Source organism: Scleromatobacter humisilvae, from assembly GCF_023231945.1.
GTDB classification, from domain to species: Bacteria; Pseudomonadota; Gammaproteobacteria; order Burkholderiales; family Burkholderiaceae_C; genus Scleromatobacter; species Scleromatobacter humisilvae.
In genome coordinates this window covers 23,733-49,787 of the sequence record NZ_JAJLJH010000017.1, presented here as the reverse complement: position 1 = coordinate 49,787, position 26,055 = coordinate 23,733, and the positions used below count along the sequence as shown (strand labels likewise).

The 26,055-nt window shown below is 69.7% G+C and carries 21 protein-coding genes; 11 read left to right on the top strand and 10 right to left on the bottom strand.

The window, feature by feature from the left end; genetic code table 11:
- Nucleotides 1–19: 19 nt before the first annotated feature.
- Nucleotides 20–805 carry an SDR family NAD(P)-dependent oxidoreductase gene (locus LPC04_RS28390; protein ID WP_420854785.1) on the bottom strand — a complete coding sequence of 262 codons (786 nt, stop codon included), beginning with the start codon at nt 803–805 and terminating at the stop codon, nt 20–22.
- A gap of 125 nt (nt 806–930) precedes the next feature.
- Between LPC04_RS28390 and LPC04_RS28385 the strand changes: the two genes are divergently transcribed.
- The 5 genes from LPC04_RS28385 to LPC04_RS28365 all read left to right on the top strand — a co-directional run bounded on the left by LPC04_RS28385 (nt 931) and on the right by LPC04_RS28365 (nt 6,034).
- Nucleotides 931–2,652, top strand: a complete 1,722-nt coding sequence (locus LPC04_RS28385) for an IlvD/Edd family dehydratase (protein WP_275685709.1) — start codon at nt 931–933, stop codon at nt 2,650–2,652.
- Nucleotides 2,652–3,554 carry an SMP-30/gluconolactonase/LRE family protein gene (locus LPC04_RS28380; RefSeq protein WP_420854782.1) on the top strand — a complete coding sequence of 301 codons (903 nt, stop codon included), beginning with the start codon at nt 2,652–2,654 and terminating at the stop codon, nt 3,552–3,554. Before LPC04_RS28385 ends, LPC04_RS28380 begins: the two co-directional genes overlap by 1 nt.
- 127 nt (nt 3,555–3,681) lie before the next feature.
- Complete coding sequence (locus LPC04_RS28375; protein ID WP_275685707.1) at nt 3,682–4,350, top strand: retropepsin-like aspartic protease family protein; 669 nt, start codon at nt 3,682–3,684, stop codon at nt 4,348–4,350.
- 108 nt (nt 4,351–4,458) lie between these two features.
- Nucleotides 4,459–5,421: an aldo/keto reductase gene (locus LPC04_RS28370; protein WP_275685706.1), complete on the top strand. Its 963-nt coding sequence runs from the start codon at nt 4,459–4,461 to the stop codon at nt 5,419–5,421.
- A 121-nt stretch (nt 5,422–5,542) separates the two neighbouring features.
- Nucleotides 5,543–6,034 carry a nuclear transport factor 2 family protein gene (locus tag LPC04_RS28365; protein WP_275685705.1) on the top strand — a complete coding sequence of 164 codons (492 nt, stop codon included), beginning with the start codon at nt 5,543–5,545 and terminating at the stop codon, nt 6,032–6,034.
- A gap of 43 nt (nt 6,035–6,077) precedes the next feature.
- Here the strand turns inward: LPC04_RS28365 and purL are convergent, their stop codons facing one another.
- Nucleotides 6,078–10,070: a phosphoribosylformylglycinamidine synthase gene (purL, locus tag LPC04_RS28360; protein WP_275685704.1), complete on the bottom strand. Its 3,993-nt coding sequence runs from the start codon at nt 10,068–10,070 to the stop codon at nt 6,078–6,080.
- 417 nt (nt 10,071–10,487) lie between these two features.
- Between purL and map the strand changes: the two genes are divergently transcribed.
- Nucleotides 10,488–11,342, top strand: a complete 855-nt coding sequence (map, locus tag LPC04_RS28355) for a type I methionyl aminopeptidase (protein WP_275685703.1) — start codon at nt 10,488–10,490, stop codon at nt 11,340–11,342.
- 2 nt (nt 11,343–11,344) lie between these two features.
- Nucleotides 11,345–13,984, top strand: a complete 2,640-nt coding sequence (locus tag LPC04_RS28350) for a [protein-PII] uridylyltransferase (RefSeq protein WP_275685702.1) — start codon at nt 11,345–11,347, stop codon at nt 13,982–13,984.
- Nucleotides 13,985–14,018: 34 nt separating this feature from the next.
- On the opposite strand, the gene LPC04_RS28345 is transcribed toward LPC04_RS28350, so the two are convergent.
- The 5 genes from LPC04_RS28345 to phaC all read right to left on the bottom strand — a co-directional run bounded on the left by LPC04_RS28345 (nt 14,019) and on the right by phaC (nt 19,056).
- Nucleotides 14,019–14,411 carry a hypothetical protein gene (locus tag LPC04_RS28345; protein ID WP_275685701.1) on the bottom strand — a complete coding sequence of 131 codons (393 nt, stop codon included), beginning with the start codon at nt 14,409–14,411 and terminating at the stop codon, nt 14,019–14,021.
- Nucleotides 14,412–14,586: 175 nt separating this feature from the next.
- Nucleotides 14,587–15,018: a hypothetical protein gene (locus LPC04_RS28340; RefSeq protein ID WP_275685700.1), complete on the bottom strand. Its 432-nt coding sequence runs from the start codon at nt 15,016–15,018 to the stop codon at nt 14,587–14,589.
- A 114-nt stretch (nt 15,019–15,132) separates the two neighbouring features.
- Nucleotides 15,133–15,870: an acetoacetyl-CoA reductase gene (gene phbB, locus LPC04_RS28335; protein WP_275685699.1), complete on the bottom strand. Its 738-nt coding sequence runs from the start codon at nt 15,868–15,870 to the stop codon at nt 15,133–15,135.
- Between the two features lie 104 nt (nt 15,871–15,974).
- Nucleotides 15,975–17,159, bottom strand: coding sequence for an acetyl-CoA C-acetyltransferase (locus tag LPC04_RS28330; RefSeq protein ID WP_275685698.1), 1,185 nt, complete (start codon nt 17,157–17,159; stop codon nt 15,975–15,977).
- 67 nt (nt 17,160–17,226) lie between these two features.
- Nucleotides 17,227–19,056 carry a class I poly(R)-hydroxyalkanoic acid synthase gene (gene phaC / locus LPC04_RS28325; RefSeq protein ID WP_275685697.1) on the bottom strand — a complete coding sequence of 610 codons (1,830 nt, stop codon included), beginning with the start codon at nt 19,054–19,056 and terminating at the stop codon, nt 17,227–17,229.
- Nucleotides 19,057–19,253: 197 nt separating this feature from the next.
- Here phaC and LPC04_RS28320 point away from each other — a divergent pair, with 197 nt between their 5' ends.
- A complete protein-coding gene (locus LPC04_RS28320; RefSeq protein ID WP_275685696.1) occupies nt 19,254–19,514 on the top strand; it encodes a hypothetical protein in 261 nt (86 codons plus the stop codon).
- Here LPC04_RS28320 and pgeF read toward each other — a convergent pair.
- The 3 genes from pgeF to LPC04_RS28305 are packed head-to-tail and all read right to left on the bottom strand — an operon-like array spanning nt 19,440 to nt 21,586.
- Nucleotides 19,440–20,234 (bottom strand): peptidoglycan editing factor PgeF, encoded by a 795-nt coding sequence (gene pgeF / locus LPC04_RS28315; RefSeq protein WP_275685695.1) that lies wholly within the window; start codon nt 20,232–20,234, stop codon nt 19,440–19,442. The genes LPC04_RS28320 and pgeF overlap by 75 nt on opposite strands.
- Before the next feature lies 1 nt (nt 20,235).
- Entirely contained in the window at nt 20,236–20,871 is a 636-nt protein-coding gene (maiA, locus tag LPC04_RS28310; protein WP_275685694.1) for a maleylacetoacetate isomerase, read from the bottom strand.
- Nucleotides 20,872–20,881: 10 nt separating this feature from the next.
- Nucleotides 20,882–21,586, bottom strand: a complete 705-nt coding sequence (locus LPC04_RS28305; protein WP_275685693.1) for a fumarylacetoacetate hydrolase family protein — start codon at nt 21,584–21,586, stop codon at nt 20,882–20,884.
- Between the two features lie 133 nt (nt 21,587–21,719).
- Here LPC04_RS28305 and LPC04_RS28300 point away from each other — a divergent pair, with 133 nt between their 5' ends.
- Genes LPC04_RS28300 through LPC04_RS28290 form a run of 3 tightly spaced genes read left to right on the top strand, consistent with a single transcriptional unit; the run spans nt 21,720 to nt 26,000 of the window.
- Nucleotides 21,720–22,265 carry an NUDIX hydrolase gene (locus tag LPC04_RS28300; RefSeq protein WP_275685692.1) on the top strand — a complete coding sequence of 182 codons (546 nt, stop codon included), beginning with the start codon at nt 21,720–21,722 and terminating at the stop codon, nt 22,263–22,265.
- Between the two features lie 43 nt (nt 22,266–22,308).
- Entirely contained in the window at nt 22,309–24,525 is a 2,217-nt protein-coding gene (locus LPC04_RS28295) for a type I secretion system permease/ATPase (RefSeq protein WP_275685691.1), read from the top strand.
- Complete coding sequence (locus LPC04_RS28290; protein WP_275685690.1) at nt 24,522–26,000, top strand: HlyD family type I secretion periplasmic adaptor subunit; 1,479 nt, start codon at nt 24,522–24,524, stop codon at nt 25,998–26,000. Before LPC04_RS28295 ends, LPC04_RS28290 begins: the two co-directional genes overlap by 4 nt.
- The last annotated feature ends 55 nt before the right edge of the window (nt 26,001–26,055 follow it).

Sequence of the window (26,055 nt, the reverse complement as noted above, 5' to 3'; positions counted from 1 at the left end):
CAGGCTGGTGACGGCTTGTTCAGGCCCAGCCGGCGTCGACCTTGAATTCCTGCGCCGTGCACATCCGCCCGTCGTCGGCCGCGAGGAACAGCACCATCCGCGCGATGTCCTCGCCCATCAGCTTGTCGGGCAGGCACTGGTTGCGCGCGATGTCCTCCTCGCCGGCGGGCGTCAGCCACTTCGTGACCTGGCGCTCCGTCATCACCCAGCCCGGCGACACGGTGTTGACGCGGATGCGGTGCGCGCCCAGGCTCTTCGCCAGGCCGCGCGTGAGGCCGTTGACCGAGGACTTCGCGATCGCGTAGCACGGGTATTCGCTGGCCTTGGTCTGCCAGCCGGTCGACCCGAGGTTGACGATGGAACCCTGCCCCAGCCGCTTCATGCCGGGCACCACGGCCTGGATCGCGAAGAAAGCGGGGCGCTCGTTGATGGCCATGCGCGTGTCGTAGTACTCGGGCGTCACCGATTCCAGCGTGTGGCGGTCGTCGCTGGCCACGTTGTTGACGAGCGCGTGGAAGTCGCCCAGCGCCGCGGCGGCGTCGGCGATCGCCTGCTGCAGCGCGCCGACGTCGCGCACGTCGCAGGCGCGCCACCACGGCGCGCGCTGGCCGCGGGCCTCGATGCGCGACGCGAGCGCCGCGCTGGCCTCGGCGGCCACGTCGACGAAGGCCACCAGGGCGCCCTGCGCCGCGAAGGCCTCGACCATCGCGGCACCGATGCCCGAGCCGCCGCCGGTGACGAACACGCGGCGGCCGCGCAGGCTCGGAAAGCTCGCGACGTCCATCGGACCCGAGCCATGTTGCATCACGGAAGAACTTGAGGGGTTGGTCATCAATATCTCTTTTGCAATGTCAGATGCGTTTATCGTTATTTTTCCAATATCAGTGTGCGGCGATACGATGCGCCCCGTCAAGTCGAGAAGAGAAGCACATGGAGACAAAGAAGCCCGTCCGCCGCAGCCAGGCCTGGTTCGGCAAGAACGATCGCGACGGGTTCGTCCACCGGAGCTGGATCAAGAACCAGGGGTATCCGCACGATGAACTCGATGGCCGCCCCGTCATCGGCATCTGCAACACCTGGAGCGAGCTGACGCCCTGCAACGGCCACTTCCGCGAGCTCGCCGAGTTCGTCAAGCGCGGCGTCTACGAGGCCGGCGGCTTTCCGCTGGAGTTCCCGGTCATGTCGCTCGGCGAGACGCAGCTGCGGCCCACGGCGATGCTGTTCCGCAACCTCGCGAGCATGGACGTCGAGGAGTCGATCCGCGGCAACCCGATCGACGGCGTCGTGCTGCTGATGGGCTGCGACAAGACGACGCCTGCGCTGCTGATGGGCGCGGCCAGCTGCAACCTGCCGACGATCGGGCTGTCCGGAGGCCCGATGCTCAACGGCAAGTTCCGCGGCCAGGACATCGGCTCGGGCACCGGCGTCTGGAAGATGAGCGAGATGGTGCGCGCCGGCGAGATGACGCAGGAGGACTTCACCGCCGCCGAGAGCTGCATGCACCGCTCCAAGGGCAACTGCATGACGATGGGCACGGCGTCGACGATGGCGTCGATGGTGGAGGCGCTGGGCATGTCGCTGCCCGAGAACGCCGCGATCCCCGCCGCCGACACGCGCCGCAACCGGCTCGCGCAACTCACCGGACGGCGCATCGTCGACATGGTCAAGGACGACCTGACGATGACGAAGATCCTCACGCGCCAGGCCTTCGAGAACGCGATCCGCACCAACGCGGCGATCGGCGGCTCGACGAACGCGGTGATCCACCTGCTCGCGATCGCCGGGCGCATCGGCATCGACCTGAAGCTGGGCGACTTCGACGACCTGGGCCGCCAGGTGCCCTGCCTGCTCGACCTGCAGCCCTCGGGCAAGTTCCTGATGGAGGACTTCTTCTATGCCGGCGGCCTGCCCGCAGTGCTGCGCGAGATCCAGCACCTGCTGCACCTCGAGGCGCCCACCGTCAACGGCAAGACCATCGGCGAGAACATCGCCGCCGCACCGTGCTGGAACCGCGAGGTGATCCGACCGCTCGACCAGCCGTTCATGGCCGACGCCGGCATCGCCGTCGTCAAGGGCAACCTCGCGCCGGACGGCGCCGTGATCAAGCCGTCGGCGGCCTCGGCGCACCTGCTCAAGCATCGCGGACGCGCGGTCGTCTTCGAGACCATCGAGCAATTCCACGCGACGATCGACGACGAGAACCTCGACATCGACGAGCACTGCATCATGGTGCTGAAGAACTGCGGCCCGCGCGGCTATCCGGGCATGGCGGAAGTGGGCAACATGCCGCTGCCGCCCAAGGTGCTGCGCAAGGGCATCACCGACATGGTCCGCATCTCCGACGCCCGCATGAGCGGCACCGCCTACGGCACCGTCGTGCTGCACACGTCGCCCGAGGCCGCGGCCGGCGGCCCGCTGGCGCTGGTACAGAATGGCGACATGATCGAACTCGACGTCCCCGCACGCACGCTGAGGCTGGAGGTCAGTGACGAGGAGCTGGCTCGCCGCAAGGCCCTGTGGAAGCCGCTCGAGGCGCCCAAGCGCGGCTGGCAGAAGCTCTACGTCGAGCACGTGCAGCAGGCGCACCTGGGCGCCGACCTCGACTTCCTCGTCGGTGCGAGCGGCGCCGGCATCCCGCGCGACTCGCATTGATGGGCGATACCCCACCCCGCATCTTTTCCGCGCCGCGGGTCGTCGGCGATGTGCGCGCCACCCTGGGCGAAGGCCTGTGCTGGTCGACGCGCGAGAAGGCGCTGTGGTGGGTCGACATCCTCGAGCACCGCCTCCATCGCGACAGCCTCGCCGGCGCGCACGAGTCCTGGTCGTTCGACGAGACGATCTCCGCCGTCGCGGAACGCGCAACCCAGCCCGGCCTCGCCGTGACGCTACGCCGCGGCCTCGCGCTGTTCGATCCGGCGACGCATGCACTGCAGCGCCTCGACGAGCCCGAACGCGAGCGCGAGGGCAACCGCTTCAACGACGGCAAGTGCGACGCGCGCGGCCGCTTCTGGGGCGGCACGATGGACTTCGCCACCACCGCCGGCACCGGCGCGCTCTACTGCTTCGACGCCGCCGGCCACGCGACGCGCGCGATCGACCTCGGCTGGATCGTCACCAACGGCCCGGCGTGGACGCGGGACGGTCGCACGATGTTCGTCAACGACACGGTGCGCCGCCGCGTCGTGGCCTACGCCTTCGACGCCGCGACCGGCGCGGTCGGCGCGTCGCGCGAATGGCTCGTGCTGGATCCCGCGGACGGCCACCCCGACGGCATGACCACCGACGCCGCCGGCCGCCTCTGGATCGCGCACTGGGGTGGCGCCTGCGTCACCTGCCACGACCCGGCGACCGCCGCCGAACTCGCGCGCATCGAGCTGCCGACGGCCCACATCACCAACGTCGCCTTCGGCGGCCCGGACATGACCACGCTGTTCATCAGCAGCGCGCGCCACGAGTTGACCGAGGCGCAGTTGGCGGCGCAGCCGTTGGCCGGCGCGCTGTTCGCGGTCGAGACCGATGCGATGGGCGTGCCGGCGAACCTCTTCGCGGGCTGAACGCGACGAACCGGCCGCGACGCCCGCGACTTCTCCCACGCTTTTCGCCGCGTCGCGCGCGCCGGCATGCAGCGAGCGACTAGACTCCGTTCCCAAGAGGATGGACGCGCTCCGGGGAGGGCCACGCATGAATCGAATCTCGACGTCGTCGAGCCGCCGGCGCCTGGCCGCGGCCGGCGCCCTGCTCTGCGCGTTGGTCGCCGCGGCGCAGGCGCAATCGGTGGCCTTCAGCGGCATGCTGGGCGACAAGGCCTTGCTGATCATCAACGGACAGGCGCGTGGCGTGGCCGTCGGTGCCACGGTCGAAGGCGTCAAGCTGGTGCGCCTGGACGGCACGCAGGCACAGGTCGAGGCGGGCGGCAAGACGCAGACGCTGCGCCTGGGCGGCACCGCGGTGCTGGCCGGCGACACCGGTGGCCGCGGCAAGGGCACGCGCATCGTGCTGCCGGTCGGCTCCGGCGGCCACTACACCGCGATGGGCGCCATCAACGGCCACTCCGTGCCCTTCCTGGTCGACACCGGCGCCACCACGATCGCGATGGGGGCCGACGTCGCCAACCGGCTCGGCCTCGACCCGGCCGACAGCACGCAGTCCGCCGCGATGACCGCCAACGGCGCCGTCGCGACACGCACGATCACGCTGAGGCAGGTGACGATCGGCGACGTGACCGTCTACAACGTCGAGGCCATGGTGATGCCGCAGGCCATGCCGGTGGTGCTGCTGGGCAACAGCTTCCTCTCGCACTTCCAGATGCACAGCGACAACGACACGCTGGTGTTGGACAAGAAGAACTGACCAGCGCGCGGCGGCCTGTTTCCAAAGGCAAGAGCTGCCACCAGGCACCTGTTCTCGCCGCTGTCGGGCGCGTGACTTGCCGCCCCGGCGGATCACAGGAGACCCGCCATGCAACTTCGCCCCCTCGGCCAGACCGGCCTGCAGATCGCGCCCATCGTCTTCGGCGGCAACGTGTTCGGCTGGACGGCCGACGAGAATCGCAGCTTCGAGCTGCTCGACGCCTTCGTCGACGCCGGCTTCAACGCGATCGACACCGCCGATGTCTATTCGCGCTGGGTGCCCGGCCACCAGGGCGGCGAGTCGGAGACGCTGATCGGCCGCTGGCTGAAGGCCAATCCCGCGCGCCGCCGGCAGGTGCTGCTGTTCACCAAGGTCGGCTCCGACATGGGCGACGAGCACAAGGGCCTGGGCAAGCTGTGGATCGAGCGCGCGGTCGAGGACTCGCTGCGGCGCCTGAACACCGACGTCATCGACCTCTACCAGTCGCACCGGCCCGATCCCGAGACCTCGTACGAGGAGACGCTGGCGACCTACGACCGCCTGATGAAGGCGGGCAAGATCCGCGCGTTCGGCTGCTCCAACTTCGACGCGCGCCAGCTCGCCGAGGCGCAGGACTCGGCCCGCATCAACAAGCTGCCGGCGTACCAGACGCTGCAGCCCGAATACAACCTGCATGACCGCGATGCCTACGACGGCCCGCTGCGCGACCTCGCGATCAAGCTGGGGCTCGGCGTCATCACCTACTTCAGCCTGGCCTCGGGGTTCCTGACCGGCAAGTACCGCAGCGAAGCCGATCTCGGAAAGAGCCAGCGCGGCGGTGGCGTCAAGAAGTACTTGAACCCGCGCGGGCGGCGCATCCTGGGCGCGCTCGACCAGGTGTCGCAGCGGCACGGCACCAAGCCGGGCGTGGTGGCGCTCGCGTGGCTGATCGCGCGCGAAGGCGTGACGGCACCGATCGCGAGCGCGACCAGCGTCGAGCAACTGAAGGACTTCTCGGCCGCCGCCGAACTCGCGCTCAGCGACAGCGACCGGGCGCAGCTCGATCAGGCGAGCGCGCCGGACGCCGCCTGACGCGGTCCGTCGGCCGGCGGGACGGCCTGTCGCCGCAGCGGCGCGGGCCGTCGCGACGGCGTTGCCGGATCGGCATCCGGCAAGGACAGTGCGGGATCCCCACTCCTCACCAGGCCGCGAGATGACCGCCCTGCTCCACCACCTGCCCGCCCTGGCCCTCGTGGCCGCGACCGCCGCGAGCCACGCCGCGGACGCGCCCGCGACGCCGGATCTGACGGCCACCATCGCCGCGCTGGACACCGCCGCCTTCGACGCGTTCAATCACTGCGAGGCCCCGGGCCAGCTCGATCGCTACGCGAGCTTCTTCGCGCCCGACGTCGAGTTCTATCACGACCTCGGCGGCGTCAGCTGGACGCGCGACGACATGATCGCGCAGACGAAGCAGAACGTCTGCGGCAAGTTCCAGCGCGAGCGGGTGCCCGGCACGCTGAAGGTCTGGCCCATCAAGGACTTCGGCGCCCTCGCGCGCGGCGAGCACCGCTTCTGCCACTACAAGCCGGACGGCACGACGCATCCTTGCGAGGGCCAGGCCGAGTTCACGATCCTGTGGAAGCACCAGGGCAACGCGTGGATCATCACGCGCGCCTTCAGCTACGGGCATGGGTCGAATTGAAAAGGGCCGCTCGCGGGCGGCCCTTGCCTTCACACGGCAGTGATCAGCCGACCCACTTGCGCGCGTTGCCGAACATGCGCGCCCACGGGCTCGGCGCCGACGCGTCGCCGCCGCTCCAGCTCATCTGCACGTTGCGGAACACGCGCTCGGCGTGCGGCATGATGGCCGTGAAGCGGCCGTCGGCCGTCGTCACCGCTGTCAGGCCGCCAGGGCTACCGTTCGGGTTCAGCGGGTAGATCTCGGTCGGCTTGCCGTGGTGGTCGACGTAGCGCATCGCGGCCTTGACCTTGGCGGCGTCGCCGCGTTGCGAGAAGTCCGCATACCCCTCGCCGTGTGCGACGGCAATCGGCAGGCGGCTGCCGGCCATGCCCTGGAAGAAGATCGACGGCGACTCCAGCACTTCCACCAGCGACAGCCGCGCCTCGAACTGCTCCGAGCGGTTGCGCGTGAACTTGGGCCAGTCCTGTGCGCCCGGGATGATGGGCGACAGCGCGGCCAGCATCTGGCAGCCGTTGCACACGCCCAGCGCGAAGGTGTCGGACTTCCCGAAGAAGGCCTCGAACTGCTCGGCCAGCACGGGGTTGAACATCACCGAGCGCGCCCAGCCCTCGCCGGCACCCAGCGTGTCGCCGTAGCTGAAGCCGCCGCAGGCGACGAAGCCCTTGAACTGCTCCAGCGTGACGCGGCCCGAGTGCAGGTCGCTCATGTGGACGTCGTAGGTGTCGAAGCCGCCCAGCGACATCGCGTAGCTCATCTCGACGTGGCTGTTGACGCCCTGCTCCCGCAGGATCGCGACCTTCGGCCTGGCGAGGTTGAGGAACGGCGCGGCGACGTTGTCCTTCGGGTCGAACGTGAGCGACACGTGCAGGCCCGGATCGTCGGCCTGGCCCGCCAGCGCGTGTTCGCTGTCGGCGCAGGCGGGGTTGTCGCGCAGCCTCGCGATACGCCATGACGTCTCGTCCCAGGCCTGCTGCAGCTCGACCAGCGGCTTGGCGAAGACGGGCTTCGCGTCGCGCCAGACCTCGACGACGGCGCGATCGTTCGGCTTGCCGACAACGTGGCTGTGCGCCGACAACCCGTGCGCGCGCAGCACGCCCAGCGCAGCGTCGCGCTGCGCCGCGGGCACCTGCAGCAGCGCGCCGAGTTCCTCGTTGAACAGCGCCTTGAGCGTGAGTTCCTCGCGGCGTGCGGAGACCTGCGTCGCCCAGTTCTTCGCATCGCCGGCATCCGCGGCGCCGGCAGGTTCGGTCACCAGCATGTCGACGTTGAGGCTCACGCCCGTGTGGCCCGCGAAGGCCATCTCGCAGGCCGCCGCCCACAGGCCGCCGTCGCTGCGGTCGTGGTAGGCCAGCAGCAGGCCCTGCGCGCGCAGCGCGTTGACGGCGTCGACCAGCGAGACGAGCAGCTTCGGATCGTCGAGATCGGGCACCGCGTCGCCGAACTGCTGCAGCGTCTGCGCGAACACCGAGCCCGCCATGCGGTTCTGTCCGCGGCCGAGGTCGACCAGGATCAGCGCTGAGTCCTCGCGCGCGAGCTCGGGCGTGCGCGTGCCGCGCACGTCCGCGAGGCTGGCGAAGGCCGTGACGATCAGCGACACCGGCGCCACCACCTGCTTCGTCTGGCCGCCGTCGCTCCACTTCGTGCGCATCGACAGGCTGTCCTTGCCCACGGGCACGCTGATGCCGAGAGCCGGGCACAGCTCCATGCCGACGGCGCGCACCGTGTCGTACAGCGCGGCGTCCTCGCCCGGCTCGCCGCACGCGGCCATCCAGTTGCAGGACAGCTTGACGCGCGCCAGCTCGATCGGCGCGGCCAGCAGGTTGGTGATGGCCTCGGCGACCGCCATGCGGCCCGACGCCGGCGCGTGCAGCGCGGCCAGCGGCGTGCGTTCGCCCATGCTCATCGCCTCGCCGGCGAATCCCTTGAAGTCGGCCAGCGTGACGGCCACGTCGGCGACGGGCACCTGCCACGGGCCGACCATCTGGTCGCGGTGCGACAGGCCGCCGACGGTGCGGTCGCCGATGGTGATCAGGAAACGCTTGGAGGCCACCGTCGGATGGCGCAGCACGTCCATCGCGGCCTGCTCCAGCGAGACGCCGGTGAGCTTCAGTGCCGCCTCGCTGCGCTCGACGCGAGCGACGTCGCGCAGCATCTTCGGCGGCTTGCCGAACAGCACGTCCATGGGCATGTCGATGGCGCGATCGCCGCCCGCGCCGTCCTCCAGCACCAGCGCCTTGTGCTCGGTCGCGCGGCCGACGACCGCCAGCGGGCAGCGCTCGCGTTCGGCGAAGCCTCGCAGCATCGGCAGCGACTCGGGCGCGATGGCCAGGACGTAGCGCTCCTGGCTCTCGTTGCACCAGATCTCCTTGGGCGCCAGGCCCGACTCTTCGAGCGGCACCTCGCGCAGGTCGAACGTCGCGCCCACGCCCGCGCCTTCGGCGAGTTCGGGGAACGCGTTGGACAGCCCGCCCGCGCCCACGTCGTGGATCGCCAGGATCGGGTTGCCCGCACCCAGCTGCCAGCACTGGTTGATGACTTCCTGCGCGCGGCGCTGGATCTCGGGGTTGCCGCGCTGCACGGAGTCGAAGTCCAGCGCCGCGGTGTTGGTGCCGGCCGCCATCGAACTCGCGGCGCCGCCGCCCATGCCGATGCGCATGCCCGGGCCGCCCAGCTGCACGAGCAGCGTGCCGGCCGGGAACTCGATCTTGTGCGTGAGGTCGTCGCGGATCGCGCCCAGGCCGCCGGCGATCATGATGGGCTTGTGATAGCCGCGGGTGACGCCCGCGACGTCCTGCTCGAACACGCGGAAGTAGCCGGCCAGGTTCGGGCGGCCGAACTCGTTGTTGAAGGCGGCGCCGCCCAGCGGGCCGTCGATCATGATCTGCAGCGCGCTGGCGATGTGCTCGGGCTTGCCGATCGGCGAGCGCTCCCACGGTTCGCTCGTGCCGGGCAGGTTCAGGTTGCCGACCGAGAAGCCCGCCAGGCCCGCCTTGGGCTTGGAGCCGCGGCCGGTCGCGCCTTCGTCGCGGATCTCGCCGCCCGAGCCGGTGGACGCGCCCGGAAACGGCGAGATGGCCGTCGGGTGGTTGTGCGTCTCGACCTTCATCAGCACGTGCGCGGTCTCGGCGCGGCCCGCGTAGTGCGCGGGGCCCTGGCCCGTCATCGGCTCGGCGACCCAGCGCTCGATCGCGTGGCCTTCCATCACCGCGGCGTTGTCCGAGTACGCGACGATCGAGTGCTGCGAGTTGAGCTTCTCGGTGTTGCGGATCATGCCGAACATCGAGATGTCCTGCGCCTGGCCATCGATGACGAAGCTGGCGTTGAAGATCTTGTGGCGGCAGTGCTCGCTGTTGGCCTGCGCGAACATCATCAGCTCGACGTCGGTCGGGTTGCGATCCAGGCCCTTGAAGGCGTCGACCAGGTAATCGATCTCGTCGTCGGACAGGGCCAGGCCAAACTGCGAGTTGGCCAGCACCAGCGCGTCGCGTCCCTGGCCCAGCAGGTCGACATGCACCAGCGGCTCGGCAGGCTGCTTGTCGAACAGGTGGACGGCGGCCTCGCGCTCGAAGGCCACGCTCTCGGTCATGCGGTCGTGCAGCAGCATCGCGGCCTGCTGCAGCTCGTCGTCGCCGAGCGTCTTGATGCCGCCCAGCAGGCCCGTCTTGATCGTCAGGCGGAACTCGGTCACGCGCTCGACGCGGTGCAGGTCGAGGCCGCAGTTGTGGGCGATGTCGGTGGCCTTGCTGGCCCAGGGCGAGACGGTGCCCAGGCGCGGCATCACCACCACGAGCGCGGTGTCGGCGTTGGCGGACGTGGCGCCTTCGTACGCGTCGCCATAGCGCAGCAGGCTGCCCAGCTTGCGGATGGCGTCGGGCTGGGCCTGCTCGTCGGTCCAGACCCAGTGGACATGGCGCGCGGCGACCCCCGTGATGCGCGACGAGACGGACTGCAGCTTCGGCAACAGCGCCTGGGCGCGGAAGGCGGACAGGGCGTTGCCGCCCTCGAAGTGCAGAAGGTGCTTTTGCGTGGGGGACATGCGGTGTGGGCTCGCGGAGGGTGGAATCGGGGTGCGGGACGGCCTCGTGGGCCGCGCCGGGCTTGATCCGCGCGCATAACTACAGGAGTGGCGCGGGTTCGAACTCAGCAGAATCCCGCATTTTAGGGCCTGCTCGCACTGATTGCGTGCCCGCGTGGCCAAGCAGAAAGCCCGCCTTCAAGGCGCGAGCGCGCAGGCGTGGTGGGCCCACTCCAAGCGCTCGCAACGCCGAAGGCGGGCTTTCTGCTCGGCCACCCGGAGGGCCGATGGCCTGTAGGGCTTCAGGCGTCGTTGGCCGCTCCTTGCGGGCGTCCAGCCCGCCGCGTCGCGTCCGCCTAGCCTGAAGCCCTACAGGCTGTCGGCGCGGGCACGCAATCAGTGCGAACAGGCCCTTGGCGATGGGATAATTGCCGAACCATGACGATCACTCTCAAGTCCGCTGCCGACATCGAGGGCATGCGCATCGCCGGCCGCCTGGGTTCGGAAGTGCTGGACATGCTCACGCCGCACGTCAAGCCCGGCATCACCACCGAGCAGCTCGACAAGCTCGCCCACGACTACATCTTCGACGTCCAGGGCGGCATTCCCGCGCCGCTGAACTACGCGCCGCCGGGCTACACGCCGTACCCGAAGTCGATCTGCACGTCGATCAACCAGCAGGTCTGCCACGGCATCCCGAACGACCGCGCGCTGAAGGACGGCGACATCGTCAACATCGACGTCACGGTCATCAAGGACGGCTGGCACGGCGACACGAGCCGCATGTTCGTCGTCGGCAAGGGCTCGATCGCGGCCAACCGGCTGTGCCAGATCACCTACGAGGCGATGTGGAAGGGCATCGAGAAGGTCCGGCCGGGCGTGCGCCTGGGCGACATCGGCCATGCCATCCAGGTGTTCGCCGAGAACGCCGGCTTCTCGATCGTGCGCGAGTTCTGCGGCCACGGCATCGGCAAGAAGTTCCACGAGGAGCCGCAGGTGCTGCACTACGGCCGCCCGGGCACGCTCGAGGAGCTGGTGCCCGGCATGATCTTCACGATCGAGCCGATGATCAACGCCGGCAAACGCGACATCAAGGAATTCGGCGACGGCTGGACCATCGTCACCAAGGATCGCTCGCTGTCCGCGCAGTGGGAGCACACGATCGTCGTCACCGAGACGGGCTACGAAGTGCTGACGGTGTCGGCCGGCAGCCCGCCCGTGCCCGCGTTCGTGAAGAACCCGGTGCTCAACCGACTGCTCGCCGACGTCCCCAGCGGCGTCACGACGGCCTGACCTTGTCCGCCCTGCCCTCGATCATCGGCACCGAGGCGCCGCGCGCCTCCGTGGCCGAGCTGCGCGAGCGATTCCGCGCCGGCAAGGCCGCGCTGCTGGCGCACTTCGCCGAATCGCGCGCCACCGCGCCGGCCGCCACCAGCCTGCTGCGCGCGCTGGCCCGCCACGTCGACCAGACGCTGGCCGACCTGTGGACGCACGCCGGCATGCCCGCCAGCGCCGCGCTGCTGGCCGTCGGCGGCTACGGGCGCGGCGAGCTGTTCCCATATTCGGACGTCGACGTGCTGGTGCTGCTGCCCAACCCGCACGCGGGCGGCGTCGACGCCCACTCCGACGCGCTGCGCTCGACGATCGAGGCCTTCATCACGGCCTGCTGGGACATCGGCCTGGAGATCGGCTCGTCGGTGCGCACGCTCGACGAGTGCGTCACCGAGGCCAAGGCCGACGTCACCGTGCAGACCGCGCTGCTCGAGAGCCGGATGCTGACCGGCTCGCGCCGCATGTTCAACGCGTTCCGGCGCGTCAACGGCGAGGCGATGGACGCGCGCGCCTTCCTGCGCGCCAAGACCTTCGAGATGCGCCAGCGCCAGGTCAAGTACGAGGACACGCCCTACGCGCTGGAGCCCAACTGCAAGGAAAGCCCGGGCGGGCTGCGCGACCTGCAGGTGCTGGGCTGGATCTCGCGCGCGGCCGGCCTGGGCCGCACCTGGAGCGAGATGGCGTCGCACGGGCTGCTGACGCCGTTCGAGGTCAAGCAGCTGCAGCGCCACGAGGGCACGCTCAAGCTGATCCGCGCACGCCTGCACCTGGTCGCGCGCCGGCGCGAGGATCGCCTCGTGTTCGACCTGCAGACCGCCGTTGCCGAGTCCTTCGGCTACCAGGGCAACACCACGATGCGCGCGTCCGAGATGCTGATGCAGCGCTACTACTGGGCGGCCAAGGCGGTCTCGCAGCTCAACGACGTGCTGCTGCTCAACCTCGAGGAGCGCATCAACGGCTCCGAAGACCTGACGATGCAGCCGCTCAACGAGCGCTTCCTCGACCGCGGCGGCCTGCTCGAGATTGCGTCGGACGACCTCTACAAGCGCGACCCGCACGCGATCCTCGAGACCTTCCACCTGTACCAGACCACGCTGCAGCTGCGCGGGCTGTCGGCACGCACGATGCGCGCGCTGTACAACGTGCGCAACCAGATGAACGGCGCGTTCCGCAAGGATCCGGTCAACCGCGCGCGCTTCCTGGCCATCCTGCAGGCGCCGCAGCGCCAGACGCACGCGTTCCGGCTGATGAACGCGACCTCGGTGCTGGGCCGCTACCTGTGGGTGTTCCGCCGCATCGTCGGGCGCATGCAGCATGACCTGTTCCACGTCTACACGGTCGACCAGCACATCCTGATGGTGCTGCGCAACATGCGCCGCTTCTTCATCCCGGAGCACGCGCACGAGTACCCCAAGTGCACCGCGCTCGCCGCGACCTTCGACAAGCCGTGGATCCTCTACGTGGCGGCGCTGTTCCACGACGTCGCCAAGGGCCGCGGCGGCGACCACTCCGAGCTGGGCGGCAGCGAGGTGCGCCGCTTCTGCAAGGATCACGGCGTCGAGAAGGCCGATGCCGACTTCATCGAGTTCCTGGTCCGGCACCACCTGACGATGAGCCACACCGCGCAGAAGGAAGACTTGTCCGACCCGCGCGTGATCGGCGACTTCGCCGCCAAGGTGGGCGACCCGCGCCGCCTGACCGCGTTGTACCTGCTGACCGTGGCCGACATCCGCGGCACCAGCCCCAAGGTCTGGAACGCGTGGAAGGGCAAGCTGCTCGAGGATCTCTATCGCCTGACGATGCGCAAGCTCGGCGGCGACGTGCTTGCGATCGACGCCGAGATCGACGCGCGCAAGAAGGAGGCGCGCCAGATCCTCGCGCTGCACTCCGCGCTGCCCGGCACCGAGACGCCGCTGTGGAAGACGCTCGACCACAGCTACTTCGCGCGCCATGACCCCAACGAACTGGCCTGGCACGCGCGCTCGCTGTGGCGCCACATCGCCACCGACATCCCCGTCGTGCGCGCGCGCCCGTCGCCGCTCGGCGAAGGCCTGCAGGTACTGCTTTATTCGCCCGACCGCGCCGACCTGTTCGCGCGCATCTGCGGCTACTTCGACGGCGCCGGCTTCTCCATCCAGGACGCCAAGATCCACACCACCAACGCCGGCTTCGCGCTCGACACCTTCCAGGTCGTCAACCCGGCCTACGAGGACGACGGCCCGGCCGGCTACCGCGACCTGATCTCGCTGGTGGAGCACCAGGCCGCGCTGGCGGCCGCGTCCACCGGCCCGCTGCCCACGCCGCGCTCGAGCCGCGTCTCGCGCCGCGTGAAGTCGTTCCCGGTGGTGCCGCGCGTGTCGCTGCGCCCCGACGAGCGCGCGCAGCGCTGGCTGCTGTCGATCAGCGCCAGCGACCGCTCCGGCCTGCTCTACTCGGTCGCCCGCGTGCTCGCGCAGTACCGCATCAACCTGCAGCTCGCGAAGGTGTCGACGCTGGGCGAGCGGGTCGAGGATACGTTCCTCGTCGACGGCGCGGCGCTGCAGAACAACCGGCTGCAGATCCAGGTCGAGACGGAGCTGCTGGACGCGATCTCGGCGGCTTAGCGCAGCGGGCGGATCGCCGACTCGCGCGGCGCGCTCATCGCCGGTTCGCCGCGTCCTCGATCGCCTTGTCGCGAAGGCGGTCGCGCTCGTCGGGATCCATGGGCTTGAGGATGGGGCCGCCGAACGCCGCCGACGCCGCGCTGGGCGTCGGCTTGGGGAACGACGTGACGGTCATCGTGCCGCCGCTGGCCGCGACCTCGCGCGTGCCCGGCGGGCAGGCGCCGTCGATGTAGCGCGTGCCGCCCTGGCCCACGCACTTGTGCACGCCGGCCGCCTTCAGCGTGGCCGCCGTGTCGGGCGTCGTGCTCTCGGCGGGCAGGCCCACCGCGCGCACGGCGCTCGCCACGGGCGCGGTGCCGCGATAGAACCAGGCGACCGCGGCCAGCCCGAGTGCGACCACGGTCGCGATGACGATCTTCAGGTTCATGCAGAAACTCTCGGGGCCATCGGCCCCAGGCGCGCGGTCGCGCGTGACGCGATCGCGCGTGACGCGCTCGGGCGCGGGACAAGCCGCTCGAGCGGCACGGAAACGACACGGGCGACCGCCCAGCCCAGGGCCCGGGCGCCAGGGCTGCGCGCCCGGATCGAGCAAGCCTGCGGCATCACTGGGCGCGCGCCTTGTGCAGCTTGTGATACTCGAAGGTGCCGACCACGCCCTGCACGTAGAAGTACAGGAACACGAGGCCCAGCCACACGCCGCTGACCTGGCCGGCGGCGCGGAAGATCAGGTACTTCGACAACGCGAAATAGGCCAGCATCAGCACGGCGCACACGCGGCTCCTGCGCGAGATGCCGAAGGCCATGCCGAGGATGAACACGACGTCCAGCAGGTCGATCGGCCCTTGCAGGCCGAGGTTGCTCTTGCCCGTGATGATCACCATCGAGACCATCAGCAGCGTCATGGCGGCGGAGACCAGGCAGGCGATCCACGCGGTGCGGATCTTCTTCAACACCTTGTCCGGGATCTCGACGCCGCCGTCCGCGGCAACGTCGTCCACGACCGCCTTGGGCGGGCTGTAGCGCAGGTCGTCCATCGTCTCCTCCCTGGAGAGCCTCTGTTGTGCGCGCATTATCGACTCGACGGGCCATGAAAAAGGCCCCGATCGCGGGCGCGATCGAGGCCATCGGGGAAAACCAGCAGGCGGCGTTCAGCCCATGTGCAGGCCGCCGTTGACCGCGAACTCCGCGCCGGTCGTGAAGCCCGAGGTGTCGCAGGCCAGCCAGCTGACGATGGAGGCGATCTCCTCCGGCGTGCCCAGGCGCTTGACGGGGATCGTGGCGACGATCTTCTCGAGCACTTCCGGCTTGATGGCCTTGACCATGTCGGTGCCGATGTAGCCCGGGCTGACCGTGTTGACGGTGACGCCCTTGCTGGCCATCTCGAGGGCCAGCGCCATCGAGAAGCCGTGCATGCCGGCCTTGGCCGCCGAGTAGTTGGTCTGCCCGGCCTGGCCCTTGGCGCCGTTGACCGACGAGATCTGGATGATGCGGCCCCAGCCCTTCTCGACCATGTCCGCGACCACCTGCTTGGTGACGTTGAACATCGAGGTCAGGTTGGTGTTGATGACGGCGTCCCAGTCCTCGCGCGACATCTTCAGGAACATGCGGTCGCGCGTGATGCCGGCGTTGTTGACGAGGATGTCGATGACGCCGTGCTCTTCCTTCGCCTGCTTGAACGCGGAGACGGTGGAGTCCCAGTCGGCGACGTTGCCCACCGAGGCGTAGAACGTGTAGCCCAGCGCCTTCTGCTCGCCCAGCCACTTCGCATGGTCGCGGCTCGGGCCGCAGCCGGCGATGACCTTGTATCCGTCGCTGTGCAGGCGTTGGCAGATGGACGTGCCGATGCCGCCCATGCCCCCGGTGACGTATGCAACTTTCTGGCTCATGTCATGTCTCCTTGAGATTTTGGTGGGGTGCCGCGGACGGCGAATTCACTATCGCGCTTTGACATCGTGGCCGCTCTCGGGGCGAACCCCATGCGGCCCGATGGTCACGGACGCTCGATCGTCAATGCAACGCCCATGCCACCGCCGATGCACAGCGAGGCGATGCCGCGCCGGGCGCCGCGGCGCTGCATCTCGTGCAGCAGCGTGACGAGGATGCGCGCGCCGGATGCACCGATCGGGTGCCCGATGGCGATCGCGCCGCCGTTGACGTTGACCTTGCTGGTGTCCCAGCCCATTTCCTGGTGCACGGCGCAGGCCTGGGCGGCGAAGGCCTCGTTGATCTCGAGCAGGTCGAGGTCGGCGGGCTTCCAGCCGGCGCGCTCCAGCGCCTTGCGCGCGGCCGGCACCGGGCCCATGCCCATGTAGGCCGGGTCGAGGCCGGCGCTGGCGTACGACGCGATGCGGCCCAGCGGCTTCAGGCCCAGCTGGTCGGCCTTGGCGGCGCTCATCACCACGACGCCCGCGGCGCCGTCGTTGAGGCCCGACGCGTTGCCGGCCGTCACCGAACCGGCCTTGTCGAACGCGGGACGCAGCCCCGCCAGCGCCTCGGCGGTCGACTTGCGGTTGATGAATTCGTCCGCGGAAAACAGGATCGGGTCGCCCTTCTTCTGCGGGATCGCCACCGGCACGATCTCGTCCTTGAAGTAGCCGGCGTCCTGCGCGGCCGCGGCCTTGGACTGCGAGGCCAGCGCCAGCGCGTCCTGCTGCTCGCGCGAGATGGCGTACTTCTTGGCGACGTTCTCGGCGGTGATGCCCATGTGGAACTGGTTGTAGACGTCCCACAGGCCGTCCTGGATCATCGTGTCGACCAGCTTCCAGTCGCCCATGCGCTGGCCGTCGCGCGAGTTGGGCAGCACGTGGGGCGACATGCTCATGCTTTCCTGGCCACCGGCGATCACGATCTCGGCATCGCCGTCGCGGATCGCCTGCGCCGCCAGCATCACGGCCTTCAGGCCCGAGCCGCAGACCTTGTTGATCGTCATCGCCGGCACGCCGTTGCCCAGCCCGCCCTTGATGACGGCCTGGCGCGCCGGGTTCTGGCCGGTGCCGGCCTGCAGCACCTGGCCCAGGATGACCTCGCTGATCTGTTCGCCAGTCAGCTTCGAGCGCTCCAGCAATGCCTTCAGCACGGTCGCGCCGAGCTCCGAGGCCGGCACCTTGGCGAGCGAGCCGCCGAACTTGCCGACGGCGGTGCGGGCTGCGGCGACGATGACGATGTCTGTGGTCATGCTGGTTCTCCTGTCGAGGATGATACGGTATGGGGTATGTTGGCCTCTCCCCTGATCGAGGGATCTGTCAGGCCTTCTGTTGCACGTAACGGCCCGGCGCCGGCTCGATCGCCTTGTGGCCGTGGCCGCCGGCGCCGCGCGGCGCGGCCACCTCGGCGCCGCCGAACCCGGCCAGCCACTTCGACCAGCCCGTCCACCAGCTGCCCGGATGCTCGGTGGCACCGGCCATCCAGGCGTCGGCGGACACCGCCGGCTTCTCGTTCGTCCAGTGGCTGCGCTTGCCGGCCCTGGGCGGGTTGATGACGCCCGCGATGTGGCCCGAGGCGCCCAGCACGAAGCGGTTCCTGCCGCCGAGGATCCTGGTGGATTCCCACGCGCCCTTCCACGGCACGATGTGGTCCTCGCGTGAACCATAGATGAACGCCGGCGCCTTGATTTGCGACAGATCAAGCTTCTCGCCGCACACCGTCAGCGCGCCGGGTTCGCGCAGCAGGTTGTCGAGATAGGTGTTGCGCAGGTACCAGCAGTACATCGGCCCGGGCATGTTGGTGGCGTCGCTGTTCCAGTACAGCAGGTCGAACGCCGGCGGCTTCTCGCCCTTGAGGTAGTTGCCGACGACGTAGTTCCACACCAGGTCGTTGGGCCGCAGGAAGCTGAAGGTGCTGGCGAGCTCGCCGCCCTTGAGCAGCTTCGGGCCGTTGGGCGCGTCGGCGCCGATGGTCATCTCGCGCAGCTGCACCGAGGCCTCGTCGACGAAGATGTCGAGCACGCCGGTGTTGGAGAAGTCGAGGAAGGTCGTCAGCAGCGTGACGCTCTCGGCCGGATGGCGGCCGCGCGCCGCGAGCACGCCCAGGCCGGTGGCCAGCAGCGTACCGCCGACGCAGAAGCCCAGCGTGTTGATCGTCTTCGCGCCGGTGATCTCCTGCACGACGTCGATCGCGCGGATCACCGCGTTCTCGATGTAGTCGTCCCAGGTGCGCTCCTGCATCGACTCGTCCGGATTGCGCCAGCTGATCACGAAGGTGCGGTGGCCCTCGGACACCGTGTGGCGTATCAGCGAGTTCTCCGGCTGCAGGTCCAGGATGTAGTACTTGTTGATGCACGGCGGCACGAACAGCATCGGCCGCGAGTGCACCTTGGGTGTCAGCGGCTTGTACTCGATCAGCTGCAGGTAGTCGTTCTCGAAGACGACCGCGCCCTCGGTGGTGGCGACGTTGCGGCCGACCTCGAACACCGACTCGTCGGTCTGCGACAGGTGGCCCTGCTGCACGTCGCCCCACAGCTGCTGCAGGCCCTGCGTCAGGCTCTCGCCCTGCGTCGCGATGGCCTTGCGCTGCGCCTCGGGGTTGAGCGCGAGGTAGTTCGACGGGCTGGCCGCGTCGACGAACTGCTGCACCGCGAACTTCACGCGCGCCTTGGTCTTCTCGTCGCCTTGCAGGCCGTCGGCCAGTTGCGTCAGGGTGCGGGCGTTGAGCAGGTACAGCTGCGCGGTGAACGCGGCGGCCGGGTTCTTCAGCCAGTCCTCGGCCGCGAAGCGGCGGTCGCCGATCGGCTTCGGCGCGGCGGGCTTGTCGTCGCCGCCGACGGAGATCTGGTCGACCGCGCCGTTCCACAGCGCCGTCGCCTGGTTCACATACTGCTCCTGCAGCTCCGCGAGCTTGCTCTGCGGAAGCTGCAGGCCGCTGAGCGAATTCAGGAAGCCGCCGATCGCCGCGCCGAAGGCCTCGGGCCCGTGCGGATGCGTCGCCGGATGGGCCGCGGCGCGCGGCCTCCCGGCGGCGCTCGCGATCGCAGCTTCGCCGTCCTTGTCCGCGGGCACGGTCTGCGCCCTGGGGCGCGAAACGCGCTTGCGTGCGACCGTCTTGGCGGCGGTCTTGGTGGCAGGATTGCGGGCCATCGTCTGTCGTCTCCTTCGCCACGCCGCCGGCCCCGGGACGCGGCGCCATCCGGATGACGGAAGCCGTGTCGGTTCAGGCGTGGTCTTTCACAACGCGTTGTAGCGACCCGAGCTTACCGCACGATGAAGGCAAACTACCATTGCGCAGAATTGCTTACCCAACGGCGAAAGATGACCCTTCTTGAAGAAGCACGGCCGTGCTAATCGTTGCCGTCGGCTGGGGCTATGTCGTGCTCATGATGGCGCTTGCCGAGGCGCTCGAGCCGGGCGGCTCGGTGCTGGGCGCCATCGTCACCTTGCTGCTTTACGGCGTGCTGCCGTTGACGATCGTGCTGTACGTCGGCGGCGCGCGCAGGCGGGCGCGCGCGCGGCGTGCGGCTTCGCTACGCGACGTCGATCCAGGCGGCGGCGGCGAGCCGCCCGGTGACGCGGTCGCGCCGGTAAGAGAAGAACCGTGACGCGTCGCTGACGGTGCACAGGCCGCAGCCGCTGACGTCCGTGAGTCCGAGCCGGCGCAGCCGCCCCTCGGCGAGCGCCGGCAGGTCGGCCAGCCACTTGGGCACGCCGTCGACCGCGCGCGCGGGCACGAAGTGGCGCGCCTCGCCCTCCTGGAACGCCGCGGGCACGTCGGCGCCGACCTCGAACTTCGTCGGGCCGATGGACGCGCCCAGCCACGCGACGATGTCGCCCGCGGCCACCGGCACCGCCGCGCGGATCGCGTCGACGGTGGCCTCCAGCACGCCGCCGGCCAGGCCGCGCCAGCCCGCGTGCGCCGCGCCCACCGCGCGGCCGTCGCGCGTGGCGAACAGTACCGGCAGGCAGTCGGCGACCATCACCGTGCAGGCGATGCCCGGCACGGTGGTGATGCTGGCGTCGGCGCGCTCGGTCGGCGCGTCGGGCGATGTGCTCGCCGGAGTCAGCCGCACGACGCGCGTGCCGTGCACCTGCTCGAGGAACACGGGCGTCGCGCCCAGCGTCGTCGCGAAGCGGCGCCGGTTCTCGGCGACGGCGATCTGGTCGAGCGGATCGGCCGTCTGCGCCTTCAGGTTCAGCGAATCGAACGGCGCCGCGCTGACGCCGCCGGCGCGCGTCGTCATCAGCGCGCCGGTGCCCCGCGGCCACGCCGACGGCCTGAAGAACGCCTCGAGCGGGAGCGGTTCGACGATCTCGACCGGCATGTCATTCCGCGTCGGGGCAGACCGACGGCTGGGTGCTGGAGAACGCCTCGTGCGACATGCACGCGGCGTGCACGCGCATGACGTGCGGCACGTGGTCGAGCCGGCAGTTGAAGCGCTGCGCGTTGAAGATCTGCGGCACGAGCGCGCAGTCGGCCAGGCCGGGCGTCTCGCCGTGGCAGAAGGTCGACGGCTGTGCCGCCAGCTGGCGGTCGACGACCTCGAGCCCGCCTTCGATCCAGCGATGGATCCACGCGTTGCGGGCCTCCTCGCTGAGGCCCAGTTCGCCCTTGAGCCATCCCAGCACGCGCGTGTTGTTCAGCGGATGGATCTCGCAGGCGATGTCCTGCGCCAGCGCCCGCACGCGGGCGCGGCCGAGCGCGTCGCGCGGCAGCAGGGGCGGCTGGGGAAAAGTCTCGTCGAGGTACTCGATGATGGCCATCGACTGGTGCAGCTTCGTGCCGTCGTCGAGCACGAGCAGCGGCACGAGGCCGGTGCCGGAGGTCTCGAGATACTCGGGCGAGTTCTGCTCCTTCTTGACCAGGTGGATCGGCCGGTAGTCGTAGTCGAGGCCCTTGAGCGCCAGCGCGATGCGCACGCGCCAGCTGGCCGACGAGCGGAAGTAGTTGTAGAGCTCCATGGCGGCCTCTTCAGCGCAGCGTGACGACGAGCTCGCCGAGGCCCGCGATGCGGCCCGTCAGCGTCTGGCCGCGGCCCACGGCGGCCACGCCCGCGGGCGTGCCGGTGAAGATCAGGTCGCCCGGCTTGAGCGTCCAGGCGCGGCTGAGCCAGGAGATCGTCTCGCGCACGTTCCAGATCATGTCGGAGAGGTCGCCCTTCTGGCGCGGCGCGCCGTCGACGTCCAGCGAGATCGCGCCGGCCGTCAGCTCGCCGGTCTCCTCGATGCGGTGGATCGCGCCGATCGGCGCCGACTGGTCGAAGCCCTTGGCGATCGACCACGGCCGGCCGGCCTTCTTGGCCACGGCCTGCAGGTCGCGCCGCGTCATGTCGAGGCCGACGGCGTAGCCGAAGATCAGGCGCGTCGCGTCCTCCTCGGCCACGTCGCGGCCGTTGCCGGCGGCGGCGTCGCCGATGGCCACGACCAGCTCGATCTCGTGGTGCAGGTCGTTCGTGAGGGTCGGATAGTCCATCGCCACCGGCTCGCCGGCGCGCGCGGGCAGCACGGCGTCGGCCGGCTTCATGAAGAAGAACGGCGACTCGCGCGCGTCGTGGCCCATCTCGGCCGCGTGCTCGGCGTAGTTGCGGCCCACGCAGTAGATGCGGTGGACGGGAAACTCGCCGCCGCCGTGCACGGGCACGCGCGGGACGACGGGGACGGTGATGACATCGGTCATGGCGATCTTCCTCGGCAATTGGGCGACCCGGCAGTTGCCGGGTTCGAGCGGCGACGACTATGCCACCGAAGGGACGACACACCGTCGCGCAGGGTCGCCGGATACACTCGCCCGAACCGCACTGAGACCGCCCATGTTCAGTCCCCGCTCGATCAAGCATTGCCGCGCCTGCGGTGCGCCCACCGTGTACCGCGAGCCGCCCGACGACAACCGCGAGCGCGCGGTCTGCACCGTCTGCGAGACGATCCACTACGAGAACCCGCTCAACGTCGTCGGCACCGTGCCGGTGTTCGAGGGCAAGGTGCTGCTGTGCCTGCGCAACATCGAGCCGCGCAAGGGATTCTGGACACTTCCGGCCGGCTTCATGGAACTCGCCGAGACCACCGAGCAGGGCGCGATCCGCGAAACGGTCGAGGAGGCCGGCGCGAAGATCGTGCTGGGCCCGCTGTTCACCCTGCTCAACGTGCCGCACGTCGGCCAGGTGCACCTCTACTACCGGGCGGAGATGACCAGCGCGGCGCTGGCGCCCGGGCCCGAGACGATCGAGGCGCGGCTGTTCGACGAGTCCGAGATCCCGTGGGGCGAACTGGCGTTCAAGACCGTCAAGGTCACGCTGGAGCATTTCTTCGCCGACCGGCGCACAGGTCAATTTCCGGTGCATTGCGCCGATATCGCATGACGAGACGTCCGTCAATGGGTGTCCGCAACGAGACCCACCAGACATGAGCGTCCCCTCCTCGGCCGTCCCGCCCGCCCAGACCCCCGCTGCCGCGCCCATCACGGCGAGCCCGGCGTCGGTGGCCGGCGGCGCCGTGCGGCAGGACCTGGTGCATCCCGACCCGCTGCTCGACTGCCTGCTGGAGATCTGCCGCCTGCACGGCCAGCACGCCACGCGGGCGTCGCTGTCGGCCGGGCTGCCGCTGGTCGACGGCCGCCTGACCCTCAACCTCGCCGAGCGCGCGGCCGCGCGCGCGGGCATGGCGACGAAGCTGCAGCGCGCGGCGCTGGGCGACATCGATGCCGCCACCCTGCCCGTGCTGTTGCTGCTCAAGGGCGACAAGGCCTGCGTGCTGCTGGGCCGCGAGCAGGACCGCAACCGCGTGCTGCTGCCCGAGACGGGCCAGGGCACCGTGCTGCTCGACGACGCCGAGCTGGCCTCGCGCTTCGCCGGCCTGGTGCTCTACGTGCGGCCGCATTTCCGCTTCGACAAGCGCACCGAGGCGACGTCCGAGCCGGTCGAGGGCCACTGGTTCTGGAGCACGCTGCTCAGCCAGCGCTTCGTCTACAAGGACATCCTCTGGGCCGCGGCGCTGATCAACGTGTTCGCGCTGGCGTTCCCGCTGTTCTCGATGAACGTCTACGACCGCGTCGTGCCCAACAACGCCGTCGAGACGCTGTGGGCGCTGTCCATCGGCGTGCTGCTGATCCTCGGCTCCGACCTGCTGATGCGCAAGCTGCGCAGCCGCTTCGTCGACGAGGCCAGCGCGCGCATCGACGTCAGGATCTCGGCCACGCTGATGGAGCGCGTGCTGGGCATGCGGCTGGAGAAGCGGCCCGAGTCGGTCGGCTCGTTCTCGCAGAACCTGCGCGGCTTCGAGCAGGTACGCGACGTCATCACCTCCAGCACCGTCACCGCGCTGATCGACCTGCCGTTCGCGCTGCTGTTCCTCGTCGTGATCGCGTGGATCTCGCCGTGGCTGCTGATCCCGGTCATCGTGTGCTTCGGCGCCGTGCTGGGCTACGGCTGGATCGTGCAGAAGAAGCTGCATGCGCTGGCCGAGACGACGTATCGCGCCAGCGCGGTGCGCAACTCCACGCTGGTGGAGGCGCTGACCGGCATCGAGACGATCAAGTCGCAGGGCGCCGAGAGCCTGATCCAGGCGCGCTGGGAGCGCACCGCCGTGCACCTGGCCGCCACCAACGTGAAGATGCGCAGCCTGTCCTCGGGCTCGATCTACGTCACGTCGACGATCTCGCAACTGATGACGGTCGTCCTGGTCGTCGTCGGCGTCTACCTGATCGGCGAGCGTTCGTTGACGATGGGCGCGCTGATCGCCGTCAACATGCTCGCGGGCCGCGCGATGGCGCCGGCCGGCCAGATCGTGGGCCTGCTGATGCAATACCAGGGCGCGCGCACCGCGCTCGCCGGCCTCGAGAAGATCATGCAGACCGACGTCGAACGCCCGAAGGACGCCACGTTCGTCGAGCGGCGCGACCTCGAGGGCGCGATCGAGTTCCGCAACGTCGCCTTCCACTACCCGAACCGCAAGGAGAACGCGCTCGACGGCGTGAGCTTCAAGATCAAGCCCGGCGAGAAGGTGGCGCTGATCGGGCGCGTGGGCTCGGGCAAGTCGACCATCCAGCGCCTGGCCATGGGCCTGTTCCAGCCGACCGCCGGCGCCGTGCTGGTCGACGGCATCGACCTGCGCCAGGTCGACCCGGCCGACCTGCGGCGCAACATGGGCTACGTGTCGCAGGACGTGCTGCTGTTCTACGGCAGCCTGCGCGACAACATCGCCTTCGGCATGCCCTACGCCGAGGACGGCGCGGTCGTGGCCGCGGCCGAGGTGGCCGGGCTGGCCGACACCATCAATCGCCACCCGCACGGCTTCGACATGAACGTGGGCGAGCGCGGCGAGTCGCTGTCGGGCGGCCAGCGCCAGAGCGTGGGCATCGCGCGCGCGGTGCTGCACAACGCGCCGATGCTGCTGCTCGACGAGCCCACCAGCGCGATGGACTTCTCGTCGGAGGCCGCGATCACGCAACGCCTGATGGCCTTCGCCAGCAACAAGACCGTGGTGCTGGTGACGCACCGCACCTCGCTGCTGACGCTGGTCGACCGCGTCATCGTCATCGACGGCGGCAAGGTGGTGGCCGACGGCCCGCGCGACCGCATCATGGAAGCGCTGCAGAGCGGCCGCATCGCGAGGGCCGCATGAGCGCGACGGAGAACGACGACCTGGCCGCGCCGCTGCCCGGCACGCAGATGGTGATCGACGGCGTGACGGTCAACATTGCCGAGCCTCCACCGGCGCCGCTGCGCGAACGCTTCAAGAAGCTGCGCGCCGACTTCAGGATGTGGCTGGCCGGCGCTCCGCTCGCCGACGGCGAGATCCCCGGCATGGACGTCTTCGAGCGCGACGCCTCCGAGGTGATGTCGCGCCAGCACACGGCGCGCGCCCGCCGCATCTCGCGCATGGCGGTGTTCGTCATCGTCGCGCTGATCGTCTGGGCCGCGTTCGCGCGCGTCGACGAGGTGACCAAGGGCGACGGCCGCGTGGTGCCGTCGAAGCAGCTGCAGGTGCTGCAGTCGCTGGACGGCGGCGTCGTCGAGCAGATCCTCGTGCACGAAGGCGACCAGGTGCAGGCCGGCCAGGTGCTGCTGACGATAGACCCGACGCGCGCGACCTCCGCCGTCGCCGACAGCGAGGCCCAGGGCTTCGCGCTGCAGGCGCGCGTCGCCCGCCTGCGCGCGCTCGCGCAGGGCACCACCTTCCTGCCGCCGACACCGTCGGGCGAACAGGAACGCGCGCTGCTCGAAGGCGAGAAGAGGCTCTACGACTCGCGCGCGACCGAGCTGCAGACGCAGGTCTCGATCGTCAAGCAGCAGCTCTCGCAGCACGAGCAGGAGCTGACCGAGATGCAGGCCAAGCGCACCGCGGCGCAGCGCGCACTGGAGCTGTCCACGCAGGAACTGAACCAGACGCGGCCGCTGCTGGCCACGGGCGCGGTCTCCGAGGTCGACATCCTGCGCCTGGAGCGCGACGTCACCAAGAACAAGGGCGACGTCGACCAGGCCGCCGCGCAGATCGGCAAGGTGCAGGCCATGATCCAGGAGTCCAACCGCAAGATCCAGGAGACCGAGCTCGCCTTCCGCAACGAGGCCGGGCGCGACCTGGCCGAGGCGGTCGGCAAGCTCAACGCGCTCAACCAGGGGGCGCCGGGCCTGGCCGACAAGGTGGACAAGGCGCAGGTGAAGTCGCCGGTGCGCGGCCGCGTCCAGCGCCTGCTGGCCAACACCGTGGGCGGCGTCGTGCAGCCGGGCAAGGACATCGTCGAGATCGTGCCGCTGGACGACTCGCTGGTGCTCGACGCCCGCGTGCAGCCGCGCGACATCGCCTTCATCCATCCGGGCCAGAAGGCCAACGTGAAGTTCACGGCCTACGACTTCTCGATCTACGGCGGCCTGGACGCCGACGTCGAGAACATCAGCCCCGACACCGTGATCGACGAGAAGGGCAACGCGTACTACGTCGTGCGCGTGCGCACCCACCTGTCCAGTTTCGACGAGAAACTGCCGATCATTCCCGGCATGACCGCCGAGGTGGATATCCTGACCGGCAAGAAAACGGTGCTGTCGTATTTGTTGAAACCCGTGCTCAAAGTCAAGTCATACGCGTTGCGCGAGCGCTGACATATTGCCAACTATTTGGCACGCGGCATCCCGGCGTTCTGGATGCACGCCAACA

Bases quoted from the DNA above. Each gene is read 5' to 3' on its own strand.
- LPC04_RS28300 (WP_275685692.1), top strand. From the start codon at position 21,720: ATGTTCAGTCCCCGCTCGATCAAGCATTGCCGCGCCTGCGGTGCGCCC.
- LPC04_RS28365 (WP_275685705.1), top strand. From the start codon at position 5,543: ATGACCGCCCTGCTCCACCACCTGCCCGCCCTGGCCCTCGTGGCCGCG.
- LPC04_RS28375 (WP_275685707.1), top strand. From the start codon at position 3,682: ATGAATCGAATCTCGACGTCGTCGAGCCGCCGGCGCCTGGCCGCGGCC.
- LPC04_RS28345 (WP_275685701.1), bottom strand. From the start codon at position 14,411: ATGAACCTGAAGATCGTCATCGCGACCGTGGTCGCACTCGGGCTGGCC.
- LPC04_RS28370 (WP_275685706.1), top strand. From the start codon at position 4,459: ATGCAACTTCGCCCCCTCGGCCAGACCGGCCTGCAGATCGCGCCCATC.
- LPC04_RS28330 (WP_275685698.1), bottom strand. From the start codon at position 17,159: ATGACCACAGACATCGTCATCGTCGCCGCAGCCCGCACCGCCGTCGGC.
- phbB (WP_275685699.1), bottom strand. From the start codon at position 15,870: ATGAGCCAGAAAGTTGCATACGTCACCGGGGGCATGGGCGGCATCGGC.
- LPC04_RS28305 (WP_275685693.1), bottom strand. From the start codon at position 21,586: ATGACCGATGTCATCACCGTCCCCGTCGTCCCGCGCGTGCCCGTGCAC.
- maiA (WP_275685694.1), bottom strand. From the start codon at position 20,871: ATGGAGCTCTACAACTACTTCCGCTCGTCGGCCAGCTGGCGCGTGCGC.
- LPC04_RS28390 (WP_420854785.1), bottom strand. From the start codon at position 805: ATGCAACATGGCTCGGGTCCGATGGACGTCGCGAGCTTTCCGAGCCTG.
- pgeF (WP_275685695.1), bottom strand. From the start codon at position 20,234: ATGCCGGTCGAGATCGTCGAACCGCTCCCGCTCGAGGCGTTCTTCAGG.
- LPC04_RS28295 (WP_275685691.1), top strand. From the start codon at position 22,309: ATGAGCGTCCCCTCCTCGGCCGTCCCGCCCGCCCAGACCCCCGCTGCC.
- LPC04_RS28290 (WP_275685690.1), top strand. From the start codon at position 24,522: ATGAGCGCGACGGAGAACGACGACCTGGCCGCGCCGCTGCCCGGCACG.
- LPC04_RS28385 (WP_275685709.1), top strand. From the start codon at position 931: ATGGAGACAAAGAAGCCCGTCCGCCGCAGCCAGGCCTGGTTCGGCAAG.
- map (WP_275685703.1), top strand. From the start codon at position 10,488: ATGACGATCACTCTCAAGTCCGCTGCCGACATCGAGGGCATGCGCATC.
- LPC04_RS28380 (WP_420854782.1), top strand. From the start codon at position 2,652: ATGGGCGATACCCCACCCCGCATCTTTTCCGCGCCGCGGGTCGTCGGC.
- purL (WP_275685704.1), bottom strand. From the start codon at position 10,070: ATGTCCCCCACGCAAAAGCACCTTCTGCACTTCGAGGGCGGCAACGCC.
- phaC (WP_275685697.1), bottom strand. From the start codon at position 19,056: ATGGCCCGCAATCCTGCCACCAAGACCGCCGCCAAGACGGTCGCACGC.
- LPC04_RS28340 (WP_275685700.1), bottom strand. From the start codon at position 15,018: ATGGACGACCTGCGCTACAGCCCGCCCAAGGCGGTCGTGGACGACGTT.